This is a genomic window from Cereibacter ovatus (assembly GCF_900207575.1).
In the GTDB taxonomy this organism is placed as follows: Bacteria; Pseudomonadota; Alphaproteobacteria; order Rhodobacterales; family Rhodobacteraceae; genus Cereibacter_A; species Cereibacter_A ovatus.
The window spans coordinates 210,546-228,446 of the sequence record NZ_OAOQ01000003.1; the positions used below are offsets into that span (position 1 = coordinate 210,546).

Below are 17,901 nucleotides of genomic sequence, written 5' to 3' on the forward strand. Positions count from 1 at the left end.
GCCCGTGACGCTGCCCCGCCTTATCCTTGCCGCCCTGCTGTCGCTGCTGACCGCATGGCCCGCACTGGCCTTCGAGACCCGCGCCCGCGCCGCATGGGTCTATGACGTGACCACCCATACCGTGCTTCTGGACAAGAACGCCGACGTGCCGCTGCCGCCGGCCTCGATGTCCAAGCTGATGACGCTGAACATGCTGTTCGAGGCGCTGCGCGATGGCCGCGTGACGATGCAGACCACCTTTGCAGTCTCGACCAAGGCCAAGCAGATGGGCGGATCGAAGATGTTCGTGGAAGAACGCGACCGCCCCACGGTCGAAGACCTGATCCATGGCATCATCGTCAACTCGGGCAATGATGCCTGCGTGGTGGTGGCCGAAGGGCTGAACGGAACCGAAGCCGATTTCGCCCGCGCCATGAACATCCGCGCCAAGGCGCTGGGGATGAACAATTCGAACTTCACCAACTCGTCCGGCTGGCCCGATGCCGGCCACAGGATGAGCGTGCACGATCTGGGAATCCTTGCCGTGCGCCTGATCGAGGAATTTCCCGAGTATTACGAATACTTTGCCCATACCGGCTTCAACTACAAGGACCGGGTGCCGTCGAATGCGCTGAACCGCAACCCGTTGCTGCGGCTGGGCCCCAACGGCGACTGGACGGCGGACGGGCTGAAGACCGGCCACACGCAGGAAGCCGGCTACGGGCTTGTCGGATCTGCGGTGCAGAAGGACGGGCGCCGCATCGTCTTTGTGCTGACCGGCCTTGCGACCGAGGCCGACCGCGCGCAGGAAGGCGAGCAGATCGTGAACTGGGCCTTCCGCCAGTTCGTGCAGAAGACGCTGGTGAAAAAGGGCCAGCGCGTGACCGAGGCCGATGTCTGGATGGGCAATTCCGCCAAGGTGGGCCTTGTCCCCGCCGAGGATGTGCGGCTTCTGGTGCCCGCGCTGGTGCAGGAAGGCGTCCGGGCCGAGGTGATCCACATCAACCCGCTGAAGGCGCCGATCGCGATCGGGCAGGAACTGGGCGAGCTGGTGATCCATGTCCCCGATCTGCCCGATACCCGCGTGCCGCTGGTGGCCGAGGGCAACGTGTCCAGCGGCGGGCTTCAGGTGCGGCTGATGACGGCGGCGCAGGTGCTGTATCGCCGCTTCCTGCAAGAGGCCCCGGCTTCGTAAGCCGGCCCGGGATGGTGCAGGGGCTTTTTCTTGCGGTCGAAGGCATCGACGGCTCTGGCAAGTCGGGGATCGTCGGCCAGCTTGCCGCGCATCTGCGCAGACAGGGCCGCGAGGTCGTAACCACGCGCGAGCCGGGCGGCACCCACGAAGGCGAGGCGCTGCGGGCGCTTCTGCTGTCGGGCGCTGACGATGCGTGGGATCCGATGGCCGAACTGCTGCTGATGACCGCGGCGCGGGTTCAGCATGTGCGCCGGGTGATCGCGCCGGCGCTGGCGCGGGGGGCGGCGGTGGTCTCGGATCGGTTCGTGGGCTCGACCCTTGCCTATCAGGGCACCGGGCGCGGCCTGTCAGAGCCGTTCATCCGTCAGCTTCATGCGCAGGCGGTGGGCGATCTCTGGCCCGATCTGACGCTGATCCTTGATCTGGATGCCGCCACCGGCCTTGCCCGCAGCCGCCGCCGCCTGGGCGATGCGGCGCTGGACGAAGGCCGGTTCGAAAGCCTGGACCTTGCCTTTCACGAACGCATCCGCGCGGCGTTTCTGGCGCAGGCGGCGCGCGATCCCGCACGCCATACGGTGATCGACGCCTCGGGCAGGCCCGATCAGGTTTGCGCGCTGGCCCTTGCCGCGCTGGATCGGCTGACCGGCTGACACGGCACGGTCTTGCGCCCCGGTTGTCGCAACAGGGCGCGCTAAAGCCCCGTCCGCGCGGCAAGGCGCAGGGCGTGGCTGGGATCGCTGGCATGGGCGGGCATCACCGGATCGTAAGCCGCACGGATCACGGCCGCGATCTCGGGGCGCAGCACCACCTTGTCCCCCGCCCGCGCCAGCGGCGACGAGGTGGCAAAGGCCCGGTCCGACCACAAAAGCGCCACCTGCGCCGCCTGCGCCAAGGCCAGCGCATCGGCGGGCAGCGCGGACAGATGCGCATCCATCCGCAGGAACACGAAGGCCGCGCGGATCGCACCGGCCGCGTCAAAGCGGAACAGCCGATACTGGTTCGCGCCGGCCGCATCCAGCCGGGCGCACAGCGGCCCAAGGTCCGGGATCATCCGCTCAAGGTTGGGCACCTGCGGCAGCTCGGCCCAGTCGCGAAAGAAGAAGAACATCAGATTCGCGCCCAGTTCCGGGTCGGTCTCGGCCATGCGGTGCCCGGCGGTGGCCACCACCGCCTCAACCGCGCCCTTGACCACGGGAAGCGTCTCATCCCCCACGCCGAACACCACCGGCACGATGGGCCGGCCCCAGCGCGCGAAACGATAGGTTCCATCGGCGCCGGTGAACAGCGCCTCGACGTTTGAAGGTGTCATGTTGCCCCCTGCCGTGCCGTGCCGCGCCGGGATAGGCGGTTTTCGGCCCTGCCACAACCTTTGACGCCACCGTTACGGCGTCACCACCATGTCCCCGTGCGGCGGTTTTCGGCACTGTCATCCCCGTTGACGCCGCCCCGGCGACAGGCAACGATGGCCGCTTGCCCCGGAGACCGCCATGCCGCTGACCACCGCCTATGCCTTTCTGATCGTCGCGATTGCCGCCGAAGTGGTCGCGACCACCGCCCTTGCCAGATCCGACGGATTCTCGCGGCTTTGGCCCAGCATCATCACGGTGGTGGGCTACAGCTTTGCCTTTGTCTGCCTGTCGGTGACGCTGAAGGTGATGCCCACCGGCATCGTCTATGCGGTCTGGTCTGGGCTGGGCATCGTCTTCATCGCCGCCATCGGCTGGCTGGTCTATGATGAACGGCTGGACCTGCCGGCGCTGATCGGGCTGGGGATGATCCTTGCGGGGGTGCTGGTGGTCAACCTGTTCTCGAAATCGCTGACGCATTAGGCACCTCAGGCGCCGAACAGGTCGCCCTGACCGGGCGGCTTCGGCGCCTCGATCCCCAGATGCCGCCACGCCTTCTGCGCCAGCATCCGACCGCGCGGGGTGCGCTGGATCAGACCCTGTTGCAGCAGATAGGGCTCGATCACTTCTTCCACCGCGTCGCGGCTTTCCGACAACGCGGCGGCGATGGTCTCGATCCCCACCGGGCCGCCACCGTAATTCTCGGCGATCAGGCCCAGATAGCGCCGGTCGCCCAGATCTAGGCCAAGGTGATCCACCCCCAGCCGCGTCAGCGCCCGGTCGGAAATGGCCTGCGTCAGCCGGCCATCGCCCTCGACCAGCGCAAAATCGACCACCCGGCGCAGCAGCCGGCCGGCGATCCGCGGCGTGCCACGGGCGCGGCGGGCGATCTCGCGCGTGCCGGCCGGGTCGCTGTCGATGCCCATCAGCCGCGCGCCGCGGGCCACGATCAAATCAAGCTCGGACTCGGTGTAGAATTGCAGCCGGGTGGGGATGCCGAAACGGTCGCGCAGCGGCGTGGTCAGCAGACCCAGCCGCGTGGTGGCGCCGACCAGCGTGAAGGGCTGCAACTCGATCCGCACGGTGCGCGCGGCCGGCCCCTCACCGATCACCAGATCCAGCGCGAAATCTTCCAGCGCCGGATACAGCACCTCTTCGACCACGGGGGACAGGCGGTGGATCTCGTCGATGAACAGCACGTCGCGCGGTTCCAGATTGGTCAGGATCGCCGCCAGATCGCCCGGTTTCGCCAGCACCGGGCCAGAGGTCATGCGAAACCCCACCCCCAACTCGCGCGCCATGATCTGCGCCAGCGTGGTCTTGCCCAGACCGGGCGGGCCGTGAAACAGCGTGTGGTCCATCGCCTCGCCGCGCATCCGGGCGCTTTCGATGAACACACGCAGATTGGCCCGCGCCTCGGCCTGACCGACAAATTCCTCAAGCGATTGCGGCCGCAGCGCGCGGTCTGCATCCTCGGGCAGGCGTTCGGGGCGAAGGGTCGGATCAGAGGATGTCATGGCCGGAACATTCCCCGAACGGTGCCGCCGATGCAAGCGCGAAGCGTCAGCGCCGCGGCCGAAGAAGCGGCGCGGCGCGGCGCCTCAGCTCCACGGGCCGCGGCGCGGGGCTGTGGCAAAGGCGCCCCGCGCGCCGCCCGCCATCGCCTCAAGCGCGGCGATGCGGTTGGCGGTGTTCGGATGGGTGGCAAACAGCCGGTCGTGGCGCATCGCATGAAGCGGGTTGATGATGAACATATGCGCGGTCGCGGGGTTACGCTCGGCGCCGACATTGTCGATGCGCTGCGCCAGCCGCTCGATCCGCCCAAGGGCCGAGGCAAGCCACAGCGGCTGGCCGCAGATCTCGGCCCCCAGCCGGTCGGCCTCATACTCGCGCGAGCGTGAAATCGCCATCTGCACCAGACCCGCCGCCAGCGGCGCCAGAAACATCAGCGCCAGCGTGCCGATGATGCCCATCGGCCGTTCGCGATCGTCCGAGCCGCCGAAGAACAGCCCGAAATTGGCCAGCATCGAAATGGCGCCGGCAAAGGTCGCCGTCACCGTCATCAGCAGCGTGTCGCGGTTCTGGATATGCGCCAGTTCATGCGCGACGACGCCGGCCACTTCCTCGGGCGACAGGTTGGCCAGCAGCCCCCGCGTCACCGCCACCGCGGCATTGTCCGGATCGCGGCCGGTGGCGAAGGCGTTGGGCTGGTCGGTCTCGATCAGGTAGACCTTGGGCATCGGCATCCCGGCACGATCGGCAAGCCCCTGCACCATGGCGTAAAGATCCGGCGCCGAGCGCGGATCGACCGGATGCGCGCCATGCATCGACAGCACCGCCTTGTCCGAGTTCCAGAACGTGAACAGGTTCATCGCCCCCGCCACCACCAGCGCGATCACCGCCCCGGTCTGCCCGCCGATCAGCGCGCCGACACCCAGAAACAGCGCCGTCATCACCGCCATCAGGATGCCCGTCCGCACATACCCCATCGCAACCCCCTTTCAATCGGAATGGGTGCCGATATGGGCGCCGCCGCCGCCCCGGGCAAGAGGCGGATCAGCGCCCTACCCCTTCGGCGCCAGCAACTTCAGCGCGGCCCGGATCAGCCCCGCGGTATCGGCATCCGGCGCGTCGTCGGCCGCCTGCGCCACCGCCTGCGCGGCGTCCGTGGGTTGATAGCCAAGGTTGGTCAGCGCCGAGAGCGCATCGGCGGTAAAGACCGCCCGCGGCGCGGGCTTGGCCGCCGGGGCCGGTTTGCGCCGCCCCGGTGCGGCGGGCGCCTCGGCCACCACCGTCGCAGCGCCCTGCCCCTGCACCATCAGCGAGGGCGCCTTGGACTTCAGCTCCATCACCACGCGCTGCGCGATTTTCGGCCCGATGCCCGGTGCCGCCTGAATCGAGCGCGCATCCCCCAGACTGATGGCGCGGGCCACGCCATCGGGGCCAAGCGTGCCAAGAATGGCCATGGCGGCCTTGGCCCCCACCCCCTGCACCGTCATCAAAAGCCGGTGCCAGTCCTTTTCGATCAGGGTCGGAAAGCCGAACAGTTGCAGCAGATCTTCGCGCACCAGCAGTTCGGTATAAAGCGCCACGCCCTCGCCCAGACCGGGCATCGCGGCCAGCGTCCGGTCCGAGACATGGACGATATAGCCGACGCCGCGCACGTCGATCAGGACGTGATCCGCCCCGCGATGATCAAGGATGCCGGAAATCTTGCCGATCATCGCGCGGCCCGTGCAAGGGCTGCCTGAAGACGGCCGGCGGACTGGACGTGATGGGCATGGCAGATCGCCACCGCCAGCGCGTCGGCAGCGTCCGGGCCGGCGATCTCGACCCCCGGCAGATGCAGCCGCACCATATGTTCGATCTGTGCCTTTGCCGCGTGCCCCACGCCGACCACCGTCTTCTTCACCGCATTGGGCGCATATTCGCCCACCTCAAGCCCGGCCTGCGCCGGAACCAGCAGTGCGATGCCCCGCGCCTGCCCCAGTTTCAAGGTCGCCACCCCGTCCTTGTTCACGAAGGTATGTTCCACCGCCGCCGTGCCGGGACGAAAGCGCGCCACGACATCGGTCAACTGCCGGTGCAGCGACAGCAGGCGCCCGGCCAGATCGCCCGGTTCGGAATGGCAGATCCCGTTCGCGACATGGCTGAGTCGCACGCCCGACACGTCGATCACCCCCCAACCCATGTTGCGCAGACCCGGGTCGATGCCCAGAACCCTCATGCAATCCCCCGCGTCCAGTTGAAGCAGCATTAGCACGAAGCGGGAACATCCACCAGAGCACCATCTCCGACCGTAAAAAACTGTTGCATACCGACCGCCAAACGGGCAAGGAAGCGACACTTCCTCTGCGGAAAGCGACGGTTGATCCGGCGTCGGTGTCGCAGGGGGCCATCACGGTCCGTCCGGCCGGTCAGACATGCGCGTGCTGCATTGCGGCATTGCTTTCTGTCGCATTGCTCATATCCAGTTGCGGCATTAATTGCCTGTCCAGACGCAGCGATGCTGCGATCTTGAGCAGTTGATGAAAAGGACCGACGTCATGGCCGCCTATGAGACGACCCGCCCGGCGCCCTTCGGCGCCATCGCCACGTTCCACCTTGTGCAGTGGTTCAGCGATTTCTATGCCGCGCTTGTCGCGTGGAACGATGCCCGCGCAACCCGCGCCGCGCTGTCGCGTCTGAGCGACCGTGAACTTGATGACATCGGCCTCTGCCGCGGCGATATCGATGCCATTTGCGCCACCCGTCGTTAAGCGCACCCGCCGGGCCTGCGCCCGCCGCACGGACTGACAGGCCGCGCCCGACAGGGACGCGGCCTTTGCTTTTGCCGGGCGGCCGCGTCAGACACCGCGCAGAAGTTCGGCACAGACCCATGCCACCGCGCGCGTGACCGGATCGGCCTGCATCAGCAGCCCGCCCATCCGGTCGAAAACCTCGCCCTGCATCAGGGTCGCGACCCGGGCATCATAGGAGTCGGGGCCGATGCGCCAGAGCAGCGCCCCCTTCAGCATCACGCCAACGACCAGAAGCACAAGGACCGGCCCCAGCACCCGCCGCCCGCGCCGCGGCGAGGGTGCATGACGCGGCCGCCCAAGGGCGCGCGGCGCCTTGGACCCGAAGCCTTTGGCATGGGCGGCCTCGATCCGGGACAGCCGGTCGCGGAAATCGTCTAGATTGGGATCGACATGAGGTGCCATGCCCCGAGGCCTGCACGGCAAAACAGGCCCCGCCGTGACAACGGTATGACCGAACTGCAACGCATTCCATGCATTTTCCGTGATCGCCCGCCGACGGGATCGGCAGCGGCCGGCAGATCCCTAGCCGCGGGTCAGCACAATGCAGCACCACTCGCCTAGGTCCTCGCGGGATTTCAGCGTGAACCCCGCCTGCACATAAGCGTCAAGGATCGCCTCGGCCTGCACCACCAGAAGCCCCGACAGGATCGCAATCCCGCCCAAGGCGATGTTGGCCGCCATGTCGGGCGCAAGCTCGATCAGCGGGCCTTTCAGAATGTTGGCAAAAACCAGATCGAAGGGCCCCGCCTCGGCCAGACGGGGATGGTCGAAACCGGCCGCTTCCAGACACTCCAGCCGACCTTCCAGACCGTTGATCGCCACATTCGCCTCGGCCACATCCACCGCGACCTCGTCGATGTCCGAGGCGATCACCAGCGCCTGCGGGTAGACCCGCGCCGCAGCCATCGCCAGAACGGCGGTGCCACAGCCGATATCGGCCACCTTCGCCGGGGCAAAGCCTTCGTCCACCAGCCGGTCCAGCGCCCGCAGACACCCCAGCGTGGTGCCGTGGTGGCCGGTGCCGAAGGCCACCGTCGCCTCGATCTGAAGCGCGATGCGCCCCGCGGGCACCTTGTCGGCATCATGGCTGCCAAAGACGAAGAAGCGCCCGGCCTCGACCGGCGACAGCTCGCGCCGGACCTTGGCGACCCAGTCGATCTCGGGCAGTTCCGACAGCGCGAAGGGGCGGGCGTCAAAGGCCGCGGCCAGCAGATCCAGCACCGCCTCGGACGGCCGTTCAAGGAAATAGGCGCCGACTTCCCACAGACCCGAATCGTCCTCGATCTCGAACACGCCGACGCCGGTGGGTTCGGGGTCCATCTTTTCCAACGCTTCGGCAAGGGCCAGCGCGGCGTCTTCGCCATCCAGCGTGGTCAGGGCGGAATAGGTGGGCATGGGCAGGCTCCGGTCGGGTCAGGGCGGGCCTAACCCCGCACCGCCCCGCCGTCAAGCGGACTTACCGGGCGGCGATGCCGGTGCCGATCGGGCAGGCGACGCCGGTGCCGCCGATGCCGCAATAGCCGCCGGGGTTCTTGGCCAGATACTGCTGGTGATAGGCTTCGGCAAAGTGGAAGACCGGGGCGGGGACGATCTCGGTGGTGATCCGGCCGCGGCCCGCCGCAGTCAGCGCGCCCTGATAGGCGGTGCGGCTGGCGGCCGCCGCTTCGGCCTGTTCCGCGCCAAAGGTATGGATCGCCGAGCGATACTGCGTTCCCACATCGTTGCCCTGCCGCATCCCTTGCGTGGGATCGTGGTTTTCCCAGAACAGCTTCAACAGGCTGTCATAGGGCAGCACGGCGGGATCGAAGATCACGCGCACCACCTCGGTATGGCCGGTGCGGCCGGTGCAGACTTCCTCGTAGGTGGGGTTCGGGGTGTGGCCGCCGGCATAGCCGACCATGGTCAGCCACACGCCTTGCGGCACCTGCCAGAACTTGCGTTCCACCCCCCAGAAACAGCCCATGGCAAAGACCGCCTCGGCCATGCCCGCGGGCACCGGCGATTTCAGCGGCAGGCCCGACAGATAGTGCAGGTCGGCGGTGGGAATGGGCGTTGCGCGGCCGGGCAGCGCCTCGGCCGGGGACACCATCTCTGACTTCTTGCGGTTCAGCAGGAACATGCGGCAGCCTCCGGGTTGGTTGGCACCGTATATAGGCGCGGGGGCGCCGCGGGGCGAGTCACTCTGCCGGCACCGGACGGCCGCGGGCCAGAAGCGTTTCGTATCCGCGTTCGGGGTGGCGCGGGATCAGCAGCGACAGCGCCAGCGAGGCCAGCGCCATCCCCGCCGCCAGCAGGAACACCGACGCCGGCTGCGTCACCCACAGATAGCCCAGCAGCGCCGGCAGCACGACCGCCGCGATATGGTTGATGGTGAAGGCCACCGCCGCGGTGGGCGCGATATCGGCGGGATCGGCGATCTTCTGGAAATAGGTCTTCAGCGCGAAGGCCATGCCGAAGAAGAAGTGGTCGATCACATACAGCGTCGCCGCCACCGCGATCCCCCAGTCAAAGCCGTAGATCCCGGCATAGGCCAGAAACACCGCCGTCAGCCCGGCATGTTCCACCATCAGCATCCGGCGTTCGCCATACCGTTGCACCAGTCGCCCGATCCAGGGCGAGGCCAGCATGTTGACAAGGAAGTTGATCAGGAAAAGCCCTGTGACCTCATGCACTTGAAAGCCGAACTTCTCGACCATCATGAAGGCGGCGAATACGGTGAAGATCTGCCGCCGTGCCCCGGCAAGGAACTGAAGCAGATAGTAAAGCCAATAGCGCCGCCGCAGCACCATGCGCTTGTTCTGCGGATGGGGTGCTTCGAACTGCGGGTAAAGCAGCAGCGCCGCCAGCGCCATCGCCGCTGTCACCCCACCCGAGGCCAGATAGACCGTGTCATAAGACAGCCCCAGCGTCTGCCACGTCGCCACGATCAGCCCATAAGCCACCAGCGACGCCCCCGCCCCGACCGAGGCGATCCAGCCGATGGTGCGCGGCGCCGTGGCCTTGGGCAGCCATTGCAGTTGCAGGCTCTGGTTCACCGTCTCGAAGTAGTGAAACCCGATCGAGGACAGCAGCGTGATGAACAAAAGCCCCCCGAAGCTGGGAAACCATGCCGTCAGCGCCGTCGCCACCCCCAGCAGGATCAGCGAGACCAGCGCCAGCACCTGTTCGCGCACGAACAAGAGGATCGCGATGACGCCGATGGCCAGAAAGCCCGGGATCTCGCGCACGGTATGCAGCCAGCCGATCTCGACCCCGGTGAAGCCGGCGGTCTCGATGACGAAATTGTTCAGCAGCGCCGACCATGTGGCGAAGGCGATGGGCATCGCCGCCGCCATCAGGAACAACAGCGCCTCGGGGCGGCGCCAAAGCGGCAGGGCCGCGGTCTCGGACAGGGGAATGGTGCGGATCATGCGCCCTGTTACACCCGTTTTCCCACCACTTCGAGGGGCCGATGAAGCCGCAGGCCCGGCGGGGCGCGCACCGCCCCCAAGGATCGCTTTGCCGAAGCGCCGGTTGCCCCTAACCTTCGCGGCGATCCCGGCCCCTTTCCCAGCGATTCCCATTTTATCAGGAGATCCTTCGATGAAGATCCGGTTCATCCCTGCGGCGGCCGTTTCCCTGTGTCTGACCCTTGCCTTGCCCGCGGCGGCGCCGGCGGCCTCGGTCGGCTATACCAGCCTTTGGGTTTTCGGGGACAGCCTGTCCGACCCCGGCAATCTTTTCGCGGCCACGGGGGGCGCGGCGCCGCCCTCGCCGCCCTATGCCGGGCGCAGCACCAATGGCCCGGTCTGGGCCGAACGTCTGACCGGCGACTTTACCCACAACGGGCTGGCCACCGGCAACTTCGCCTTCTCGGGCGCCCATGCGCTGGATTACGATGCCGAACTGTTCCCGATCCCCGACCTTGCGGATCAGATCGGGATGTTCTCGGCGGTGTCGGCGGGGCAGCTTGGCGCGCGGCCGATGGCGACGCTGTGGTTCGGGGCGAACGACATCTTCAAGGGCATCGACGATTTCGCCGCCTCTGACCCGGCGAAGGTCGTCACCATCGCCGCCGCCGCTGCGGCAGAGGTCGTGAAGGGCGTGACCGAGATCGCCATGCGGGGCGTGCGCGACTTCGTGCTGTTCAACATCCCGCCGCTGGAGATGACCCCGGCCTTTGCCCTGCCGCCGCCGGTGGGCTTTCCGGCGGTCGCGGGGTTGGCCGCAATGGCAACCGATACGTTCAACACGACCCTTGCCGCACTGCTGCCCGGCCTTGCGGCGGTGGCGAAGGTCACGCTGATCGACATCGAAAGCGTGCTGGCCGAGGCCATTGCCGACCCGGCGCTGTTCGGCCTGACAGACGCGACCTTCCCGTGCTATGTGCAGGGCATGGACCCGGCCACCGCCTGCACCCCCACCGAGGCCGCAACCAAGCTGTTCTTCGACACGGTGCATCCGACCGCCGCCGCGCATGCACGAATTGCCGATATTGCCGACGACCTTATCACCCCGGTTCCGCTGCCGGCGACGCTTGCGCTGCTGCTGGCGGCGTGGGGCGGTCTGGGTCTGCTGGCGCGGCGACGGCGCCCGGCCTAAGGCGCGGCACCCTGGGCGGTTGCCGCCCTAAAGAAAGCTTTGCGGATCGATATCGACGGCGATCCGCAGGTTTGCCGGCAGTTTGACCGGCGCCAGCCACGCGGCGATGGCGGCCTGAAGCGGCGCGCCCTTGGCGGCCTTGACCAGAAGGCGCACGCGATGGCGCCCCCGGACCCGGGCGATGGGCGCGGGCGCCGGGCCAAAGACCTGCGCCCCGATCCGGCGCAGCGCGCCATCGTTGCGCGCCAGTTCGGCGCCAAGGTCGAACACCTGCGCCAGATCGGGCGAAGACAGGATGATCCCCGCCAGCCGGCCAAAGGGCGGCATCGCGGCGGCGCGGCGTTCCTCGGCCTCGGCACGCCAGAAGGCTTCCTCGTCGCCGCCAAGGATGGCGCGGATCACCGGATGTTCGGGCTGATAGGTCTGCACCAGTGCCACGCCGCGCTTTTCCGCCCGCCCGGCGCGGCCTGCCACCTGCCGGACAAGCTGAAAGGTGCGTTCAGCCGCGCGCAGATCGGACCCTTGCAGGCCAAGGTCGGCATCGATCACCCCCACCAGCGTCAACAGCGGGAAGTTGTGGCCCTTGGCCACGATCTGGGTGCCGATGATGATGTCGGCGCCCCCTTCGGCAATCGCGGCGATCTGCTCTTTCAGCGCGCGGGCCGAGCCGAACAGATCCGACGACAGCACCGCCACCCGCGCCTGTGGAAAGCGCGCGGCGACTTCCTCGGCCAGCCGTTCCACGCCCGGCCCCACCGGCGCCATGCGCCCCGCCACCCCGCAGGCGGGGCAGGTCTCAAGGATGGGTTTCGTCTCGCCGCACTGGTGGCAGACAAGGCGCTTCTGGAACCGATGCTCGACCATGCGCGCGTCGCAATGATCGCAGGCGATCTGATGGCCACAGGCGCGACAGATCGTGACCGGCGCATAGCCGCGCCGGTTCAGAAACAGCAGCGATTGTTCGTTTCGTGCCATCCGCGCCTCGACCGAACGGGCCAAGGCCTCGGAAATCCAGCGGTTCGCGGGCAGCTTTTCGCCGCGCATGTCGATGGCGTGCATGTCGGGCAGTTCCGCCACCCCGAACCGCGCGCCCAGATCCAGCCGGGCATATTTGCCCTGATCGGCATTGACCCAGCTTTCCAGCGATGGCGTGGCCGAGGCCAGCACCACCGGGCAGCCGCAGATCGAGGCCCGCAGCACCGCCATGTCGCGGGCATTGTAAAGCGCGCCTTCCTCTTGCTTGTAAGAGGTGTCGTGTTCCTCATCCACCACGATCAGACCCAGATCGCGGAACGGCAGGAACAGCGCCGACCGCGCGCCGGCCACGAACTGCGCGCCCCCCTCGGCTACCATGCGCCACAGGCGCCGCCGTTCGGTCGCGGTCACGCCGGAATGCCATTCGGCGGGCCGCGCGCCAAAGCGCGCCTCGACCCGGGTCAGGAACTCGGCCGTCAGCGCGATTTCCGGCAACAGCACCAGCGCCTGCCGGCCGCGGCGCAGACATTCGGCCACCGCCTCAAGGTAGACCTCGGTCTTGCCCGATCCGGTCACCCCCTTCAGCAGCGTGGCCGAATAGCGGTCAGCCGCCACCGCCGCCACCAGCGCATCCGCCGCCGCGACCTGATCGCCCTGAAGACGCACCGCCGCCGCCGCGGGGTCCAGCCGGGGATAGGGCAGATCGCGCGGGGCATCCTGCTCCAGCAGCGCGCCCGCCTTCACCAGCCCCTTGACCACGGCCGAGGACACCCCGGCCTCGGCCGTCAGTTCCGCCAGCGTCACCGGCGCCCCGCCGAAGGCTGCCAGCACATCCAGCACCCGCAGCCGGGCGTCGGTCTCGCGCGCGGGCGGCTGGCCGCTGGCACGGTAGACCCGCCGCACCGAGGGCGAATCCCCCAGTCCCGGCGCACGGGTCGCCAGCCGCAGCATCGCCGGCAACGGCGTCAGCGTGTAGTCGGCCGCCCGCAGCAGAAAGGCCCGCATCTCGTCGCGCATCGGCGCCGCATCCAGCACACGCACCACCGAGCGCAGGCGGGCCGCGTCAAAGCTGCCCTCGCCCGGGCCCCAGACCACGCCCAGCACCCGGCGCGGGCCCAGCGGCACCTCGACATGATCGCCAAGGGCACAGCCGCCTTCGGGCGCGCGATAGTCCAGCACCCGCCCCAGCGGTTCGGTCGTCAGCACGCCCACCCGTTCGCCCTCTGCGAAGCGCCCTGTCACAACCGGCTTCCCTTTCCCCTTTGCCCGTAATGCGCTATTACACCGCAGACGGCGGGGGTGACACCCCTGCGCAATCCCGAGGCCAAGGAAGACCCGCATGAAATTCTTCGTCGATACCGCCGATGTTGCCGCCATTGCCGAACTGAACGCCCTGGGCATGGTGGACGGGGTCACGACGAACCCCTCGCTGATCCTGAAATCGGGGCGCAACATCCTGGAAGTCACGCGCGAGATCTGCGAGATGATCGCAGGCCCGGTCTCGGCCGAGGTGGTGGCGGCAAAAGCCGACGACATGATCGAGGAAGGCCGCAAACTGGCCCAGATCGCGCCGAACATCGCGGTGAAGGTGCCGCTGACCTGGGACGGGCTGAAAGCGTGCAAGGTGCTGTCGGACGAAGGCCGGATGGTCAACGTGACGCTGTGCTTCTCGGTCAATCAGGCGCTGCTGGCGGCGAAGGCGGGGGCCACCTTCATCTCGCCGTTCATCGGCCGGCTGGACGACATCAACCTGGACGGGATCGACCTGATCGCCGACATCCGTCAGGTCTATGACAACTACGACTTCAAGACCCAGGTGCTGGCGGCCTCGATCCGCACGCCGAACCATGTGGCCGACTGTGCCCGCATCGGCGCCGATGTCATCACCGCGCCGCCCTCGGTCATCAAGGCGCTGGCAAGCCATGTGCTGACCGACAAGGGGCTGGATCAGTTCAACGCCGACTGGGCCAAGACCGGGCAGACCATTCTGGCGGGCTGAAACCGGGGGCGTGGCGGCATGATCGAACAGGATTTGCGCGACAAGATCCTTGCGACCCCCGAGGTCATCCTTGAGGATCGCGACCTGATGCGTGCGCTGATCGCCGCGAATGAACGCGCGATGGGCGAAAACGTGATCGACCTGCGCGGCATCGCGATGGAGCGTCTGGAAGGCCGGCTTGACCGGCTGGAAGACACCCACCGTTCGGTGATCGCCGCCGCCTATGAAAACCTTGCCGGCACCAACCTGATCCATCGCGCGATCCTTCAGATGCTCGACCCACTGGGCTTCGAGGATTTTCTGGCCGGCCTTGACCAGGTCGCCCAGACGCTGCGGGTGGACAGCATCCGGCTGGTGCTGGAAAGCGCGCAACGCGACGAAGACCCCGCGTTGCGCCGGCTGGGCGAAGTGCTGTTCGTGGCGGAACCGGGCTTTGTCGCGGATTACCTGTCAGGCGGGCGCAACGTGGCGCTGCGGGCGGTGACGCTGCGCCCGACGCTGCCCGGAACGCCGCTTTTTGCTGACACCATCCGGTCCGAGGCGCTGATGCGGCTGGATTTCGGCCGCGGGCGGCTGCCGGGGATGCTGGCGATGGGATCGCAGGAGCCTGGCCACTTCAAGCCGACGCAGGGCACCGACCTGCTTGCCTTCTTCGCCGGCGTGTTCGAGCGGACGATGCGCCGCTGGCTGGCATGAGCCTGCTGATCCCGCCCGCGGCGCGCGATGCGCTTCAGGCGTGGCTGACCCATCTGCGGGTGATCGATGGCGCGGCCGAGGCAACGCTGCGCGCCTATGGCGCTGACGTGACCGGGTGGCTGGCGTTTCTGGCCGGCCATCTGGGCGAAAGCTATGGGCTGAAGACGCTGGCGGGTGTGCCACATGCCGACCTGCGCGCCTGGATGGCGCATGAACGCGGCCGCGGCCTTGGCGCGCGGTCCTTGGCGCGGGCGCTGTCGGCGGTGCGCCAGTTCACCGGCTGGCTGGCCGAACGCGAGGGGCTGGACGCCACCGCCGTGCTGTCTGCCCGTGGCCCGAAGTTCCGCCGCAAACTGCCTCGCCCCTTGGCCGAGTCCGACGCAAGGGCGATGATCGCCACCGTGGCCGAGGACGCGGCCGAGGACTGGATCCGCGCCCGTGACGAGGCCGTGGTGACGCTGCTTTACGGCTGCGGGTTGCGGATCTCCGAGGCCCTGGGCCTGCCCGCCACCGCCCATCCCCTGCCCGAGGTGCTGCGCATCACCGGCAAGGGCGGCAAGGAACGGCTGGTGCCAGTGCTGCCCGCCGCCCGCGCTGCGGTGGCACGCTATGCCGCGCTTTGCCCGTTCGATCTGACGGCGGGTGCGCTGTTTCGTGGCGCCCGTGGCGGGGCGCTGAACCCGCGGCTGGTGGCTCGGGTGATGGAACGGGCGCGCACCGTCCTTGGCCTGCCGGCCACCGCCACACCGCATGCGATGCGCCATTCCTTTGCCACCCACCTGCTGAACGCGGGCGGCGACCTGCGCGCGATTCAGGAACTGCTGGGCCATGCCTCGCTGTCGACCACGCAGGTCTATACCGCGGTGGATGCGGCACGCCTGATGGAAGTCTACGCCCGCGCCCACCCGCGCGCCTGACCACGCCGCGTCATCGACGCCCGCCGCCCGCCCGCGATCCCCTGCCCCCGCGGCGCGACAATGGGCACCCCGCCTATCGGTTCGTCCGCGGCAGCCCCCCCCCGCGGGGCGCACTGGCTCTGGCTCCTGGGTTCCGGTCTGTGGGGCCGCCTATCGGTTCGTCCGCGGCAGCGCCGCCCGCGGGGGTTCGATGCCCCCGCGGGCGGCCCCCCCCACCGCCGGATCTTCGGCCACCATTCGTCGCGGCGCCCTTCGGCCTGTCTTGCCTGAACCCCCGCGATGCGGCATGAGAGGCGAATGACCCTTCGCCTCAAAGCCCTTTCCGTTCATCTCTTGACCGCCACGGGTGCCGTGCTGTCGATGCTGGCGATGCTTGCCGCCGTCGAAGGACAATGGAGCCTGATGTTCCTCTGGCTGGTGGTCGCGCTATTTGTCGACGGGATCGATGGCCCGCTGGCACGACGCTATGACGTCAAGACCAACTGGCCGACCTATGACGGCGTGCTGCTCGATCTGATCATCGACTATCTGACCTATGTGTTCATCCCGGCCTATGCGCTGTTCAAGTCGGGAATGCTGACCGGCTGGACCGGCTGGCTGGCCATCATTGCCATCGTCTATGGCTCGGCAATCTATTTCGTCGATACACGGATGAAAACAAAGGATTATTCCTTTTCGGGCTTTCCGGCCTGCTGGAACATGGTGGTGCTGGTGCTGTTTGCGATCTCGCCCGGGGAGTGGACGATCCTTGGGATTGTCGTGGCGCTGACCGCGGCGATGTTCACCAACCTGAAATTCATCCATCCGGTGCGGACCGCCCGCTGGCGACTGGTGTCGCTTCCGCTGGCCTGCGCTTGGGTGTTCTTCGCCACCTGGGCCGCCTGGGTTGATTTCCACGAGGAAAGCTGGGCGCATTGGGGCCTGATCGCCACCTCGGTCTATCTGTGCGTCGCGGGCATCGCGCAGCAGATCATCCCCGAACGCCGCCGCACCTAGATCCGCGTCAGCACCACGCCCGCCACGATCAGACCCGCGGCCATGGCCTTGTCGCGTGTCATCCGCTCGCCAAAGGCCAGCCAGCCGATCAGCACCGCAAACAGGATCGAGGTCTCGCGCAGCGCCGCCACCACCGCGATCGGCGCCACCGTCATCGCCCAGATCGAGATCGCATAGGCGCCATAGGACGCCACACAGGCCAGCGCTCCCATGACCCAGGCGCGCGGCCCCACCCGCAGCAGCCCCGGCCCGCGCCAGAGCAACATGCCCAGGCCAAACATCAGCCCGTCGGCCACAAAGACCCAGGCGACATAGGCCACCGCATCGCCGGACACCCGCGCACCCAGGCCGTCGATCATCGTATAGCATGCCGTCGCCAGCGCAGACCCCAGCGCGAAAGGCAGAAGCCGGCGCTCCTCGCCACTGGTGAAGACGCCCCGCGCCATCAGCAGGATGCCCGCCCCCAGCACCGCGATGCCGGCATATTGGCCGGCGCTGACCGCATCCGTCAGCGTTGCCGCCCCCACCAGCGCCACCAGCATCGGCGCCGCCCCCCGCGCGATCGGATAGACGCGGCTCAGGTCGCCATGTTCATAGGCAAAGGTCAGGAAGGATTTGTAGGCGAAATGGCAGCAGCCGGCAGCCAGCACCCAGGGCCAGACCTCGGCCGCGGGCAAGGGCCGGGTCATCGCCACGGCCAGGCCGATCGGCACCTCGGCCACCGACAGGATCACCATCGCGCCGACCTTGGACGGGCCGATCTTGATGATCGCGTTCCAGCTGGCATGAAGAAAGGCCGCGCCAAGCACCGCCAGAAGGACCGCAAGGCTCATTCGCACCGCCCGTCAGGAAACCGTTCCATGGGCTAGCGCGAGTGGGGGCGGCCCCGCAAGGGGCCGCCGCGGGCTCTTTGGCC

Annotated in this window: 20 protein-coding genes; 9 read left to right on the forward strand and 11 right to left on the reverse strand. The window is 68.0% G+C overall.

Going from position 1 to position 17,901, the window contains the following annotated elements:
• Positions 1-4 precede the first annotated feature (4 nt).
• Together CRO07_RS05425 and tmk are read left to right on the forward strand one after the other, a co-directional pair.
• On the forward strand, positions 5-1,174 hold the full coding sequence (locus CRO07_RS05425) for a D-alanyl-D-alanine carboxypeptidase family protein (protein ID WP_097029666.1): 1,170 nt from the start codon (positions 5-7) through the stop codon (positions 1,172-1,174).
• 11 nt (positions 1,175-1,185) lie between these two features.
• Entirely contained in the window at positions 1,186-1,824 is a 639-nt protein-coding gene (gene tmk / locus CRO07_RS05430; protein ID WP_097029667.1) for a dTMP kinase, read from the forward strand.
• 41 nt (positions 1,825-1,865) lie between these two features.
• Here tmk and CRO07_RS05435 read toward each other — a convergent pair whose 3' ends face one another.
• On the reverse strand, positions 1,866-2,483 hold the full coding sequence (locus tag CRO07_RS05435) for a hypothetical protein (RefSeq protein WP_097029668.1): 618 nt from the start codon (positions 2,481-2,483) through the stop codon (positions 1,866-1,868).
• 178 nt (positions 2,484-2,661) lie between these two features.
• Between CRO07_RS05435 and CRO07_RS05440 the strand changes: the two genes are divergently transcribed.
• Positions 2,662-3,003 carry a DMT family transporter gene (locus CRO07_RS05440; RefSeq protein WP_097029669.1) on the forward strand — a complete coding sequence of 114 codons (342 nt, stop codon included), beginning with the start codon at positions 2,662-2,664 and terminating at the stop codon, positions 3,001-3,003.
• 5 nt (positions 3,004-3,008) lie between these two features.
• Here the strand turns inward: CRO07_RS05440 and ruvB are convergent, their stop codons facing one another.
• From ruvB to ruvC, 4 genes are all read right to left on the reverse strand, one after another.
• Positions 3,009-4,037, reverse strand: a complete 1,029-nt coding sequence (gene ruvB / locus CRO07_RS05445; RefSeq protein ID WP_097029670.1) for a Holliday junction branch migration DNA helicase RuvB — start codon at positions 4,035-4,037, stop codon at positions 3,009-3,011.
• 84 nt (positions 4,038-4,121) lie between these two features.
• On the reverse strand, positions 4,122-5,009 hold the full coding sequence (gene htpX, locus CRO07_RS05450; protein ID WP_097029671.1) for a zinc metalloprotease HtpX: 888 nt from the start codon (positions 5,007-5,009) through the stop codon (positions 4,122-4,124).
• 75 nt (positions 5,010-5,084) lie between these two features.
• Positions 5,085-5,744 (reverse strand): Holliday junction branch migration protein RuvA, encoded by a 660-nt coding sequence (gene ruvA / locus CRO07_RS05455; protein ID WP_097029672.1) that lies wholly within the window; start codon positions 5,742-5,744, stop codon positions 5,085-5,087.
• Complete coding sequence (gene ruvC, locus CRO07_RS05460; protein WP_097029816.1) at positions 5,741-6,247, reverse strand: crossover junction endodeoxyribonuclease RuvC; 507 nt, start codon at positions 6,245-6,247, stop codon at positions 5,741-5,743. The genes ruvA and ruvC overlap by 4 nt, the downstream gene beginning before the upstream one ends.
• 319 nt (positions 6,248-6,566) lie before the next feature.
• Here ruvC and CRO07_RS05465 point away from each other — a divergent pair, with 319 nt between their 5' ends.
• Positions 6,567-6,779 carry a DUF1127 domain-containing protein gene (locus CRO07_RS05465; protein ID WP_097029673.1) on the forward strand — a complete coding sequence of 71 codons (213 nt, stop codon included), beginning with the start codon at positions 6,567-6,569 and terminating at the stop codon, positions 6,777-6,779.
• A gap of 87 nt (positions 6,780-6,866) precedes the next feature.
• Here the strand turns inward: CRO07_RS05465 and CRO07_RS05470 are convergent, their stop codons facing one another.
• The 4 genes from CRO07_RS05470 to CRO07_RS05485 all read right to left on the reverse strand — a co-directional run bounded on the left by CRO07_RS05470 (position 6,867) and on the right by CRO07_RS05485 (position 10,231).
• Positions 6,867-7,223 (reverse strand): hypothetical protein, encoded by a 357-nt coding sequence (locus CRO07_RS05470; RefSeq protein WP_097029674.1) that lies wholly within the window; start codon positions 7,221-7,223, stop codon positions 6,867-6,869.
• A gap of 120 nt (positions 7,224-7,343) precedes the next feature.
• Positions 7,344-8,216: a 50S ribosomal protein L11 methyltransferase gene (locus CRO07_RS05475; RefSeq protein ID WP_097029675.1), complete on the reverse strand. Its 873-nt coding sequence runs from the start codon at positions 8,214-8,216 to the stop codon at positions 7,344-7,346.
• Between the two features lie 61 nt (positions 8,217-8,277).
• Positions 8,278-8,940 carry a peptide-methionine (S)-S-oxide reductase MsrA gene (gene msrA / locus CRO07_RS05480; protein WP_097029676.1) on the reverse strand — a complete coding sequence of 221 codons (663 nt, stop codon included), beginning with the start codon at positions 8,938-8,940 and terminating at the stop codon, positions 8,278-8,280.
• A 58-nt stretch (positions 8,941-8,998) separates the two neighbouring features.
• On the reverse strand, positions 8,999-10,231 hold the full coding sequence (locus CRO07_RS05485; RefSeq protein ID WP_097029677.1) for an MFS transporter: 1,233 nt from the start codon (positions 10,229-10,231) through the stop codon (positions 8,999-9,001).
• A gap of 172 nt (positions 10,232-10,403) precedes the next feature.
• Here CRO07_RS05485 and CRO07_RS05490 point away from each other — a divergent pair, with 172 nt between their 5' ends.
• Positions 10,404-11,402: an SGNH/GDSL hydrolase family protein gene (locus CRO07_RS05490; protein WP_176504494.1), complete on the forward strand. Its 999-nt coding sequence runs from the start codon at positions 10,404-10,406 to the stop codon at positions 11,400-11,402.
• A 27-nt stretch (positions 11,403-11,429) separates the two neighbouring features.
• Here CRO07_RS05490 and CRO07_RS05495 read toward each other — a convergent pair whose 3' ends face one another.
• Positions 11,430-13,619 (reverse strand): primosomal protein N', encoded by a 2,190-nt coding sequence (locus CRO07_RS05495; RefSeq protein ID WP_097029678.1) that lies wholly within the window; start codon positions 13,617-13,619, stop codon positions 11,430-11,432.
• 97 nt (positions 13,620-13,716) lie between these two features.
• On the opposite strand from CRO07_RS05495, the gene fsa reads away from it, so the two are divergent.
• The 4 genes from fsa (at position 13,717) to CRO07_RS05515 (ending at position 16,985) form a co-directional block, all read left to right on the forward strand.
• Positions 13,717-14,376 (forward strand): fructose-6-phosphate aldolase, encoded by a 660-nt coding sequence (gene fsa, locus CRO07_RS05500; RefSeq protein WP_097029679.1) that lies wholly within the window; start codon positions 13,717-13,719, stop codon positions 14,374-14,376.
• Between the two features lie 18 nt (positions 14,377-14,394).
• Entirely contained in the window at positions 14,395-15,072 is a 678-nt protein-coding gene (locus CRO07_RS05505; protein WP_097029680.1) for a DUF484 family protein, read from the forward strand.
• Positions 15,069-15,989: a tyrosine recombinase XerC gene (locus tag CRO07_RS05510; protein WP_097029681.1), complete on the forward strand. Its 921-nt coding sequence runs from the start codon at positions 15,069-15,071 to the stop codon at positions 15,987-15,989. Before CRO07_RS05505 ends, CRO07_RS05510 begins: the two co-directional genes overlap by 4 nt.
• 279 nt (positions 15,990-16,268) lie before the next feature.
• Positions 16,269-16,985: a CDP-alcohol phosphatidyltransferase family protein gene (locus tag CRO07_RS05515; RefSeq protein WP_097029682.1), complete on the forward strand. Its 717-nt coding sequence runs from the start codon at positions 16,269-16,271 to the stop codon at positions 16,983-16,985.
• On the opposite strand, the gene CRO07_RS05520 is transcribed toward CRO07_RS05515, so the two are convergent.
• Positions 16,982-17,818, reverse strand: a complete 837-nt coding sequence (locus CRO07_RS05520; RefSeq protein WP_097029683.1) for an EamA family transporter — start codon at positions 17,816-17,818, stop codon at positions 16,982-16,984. The two genes, CRO07_RS05515 and CRO07_RS05520, sit on opposite strands and share 4 nt — an antisense overlap.
• Positions 17,819-17,901: the final 83 nt, after the last annotated feature.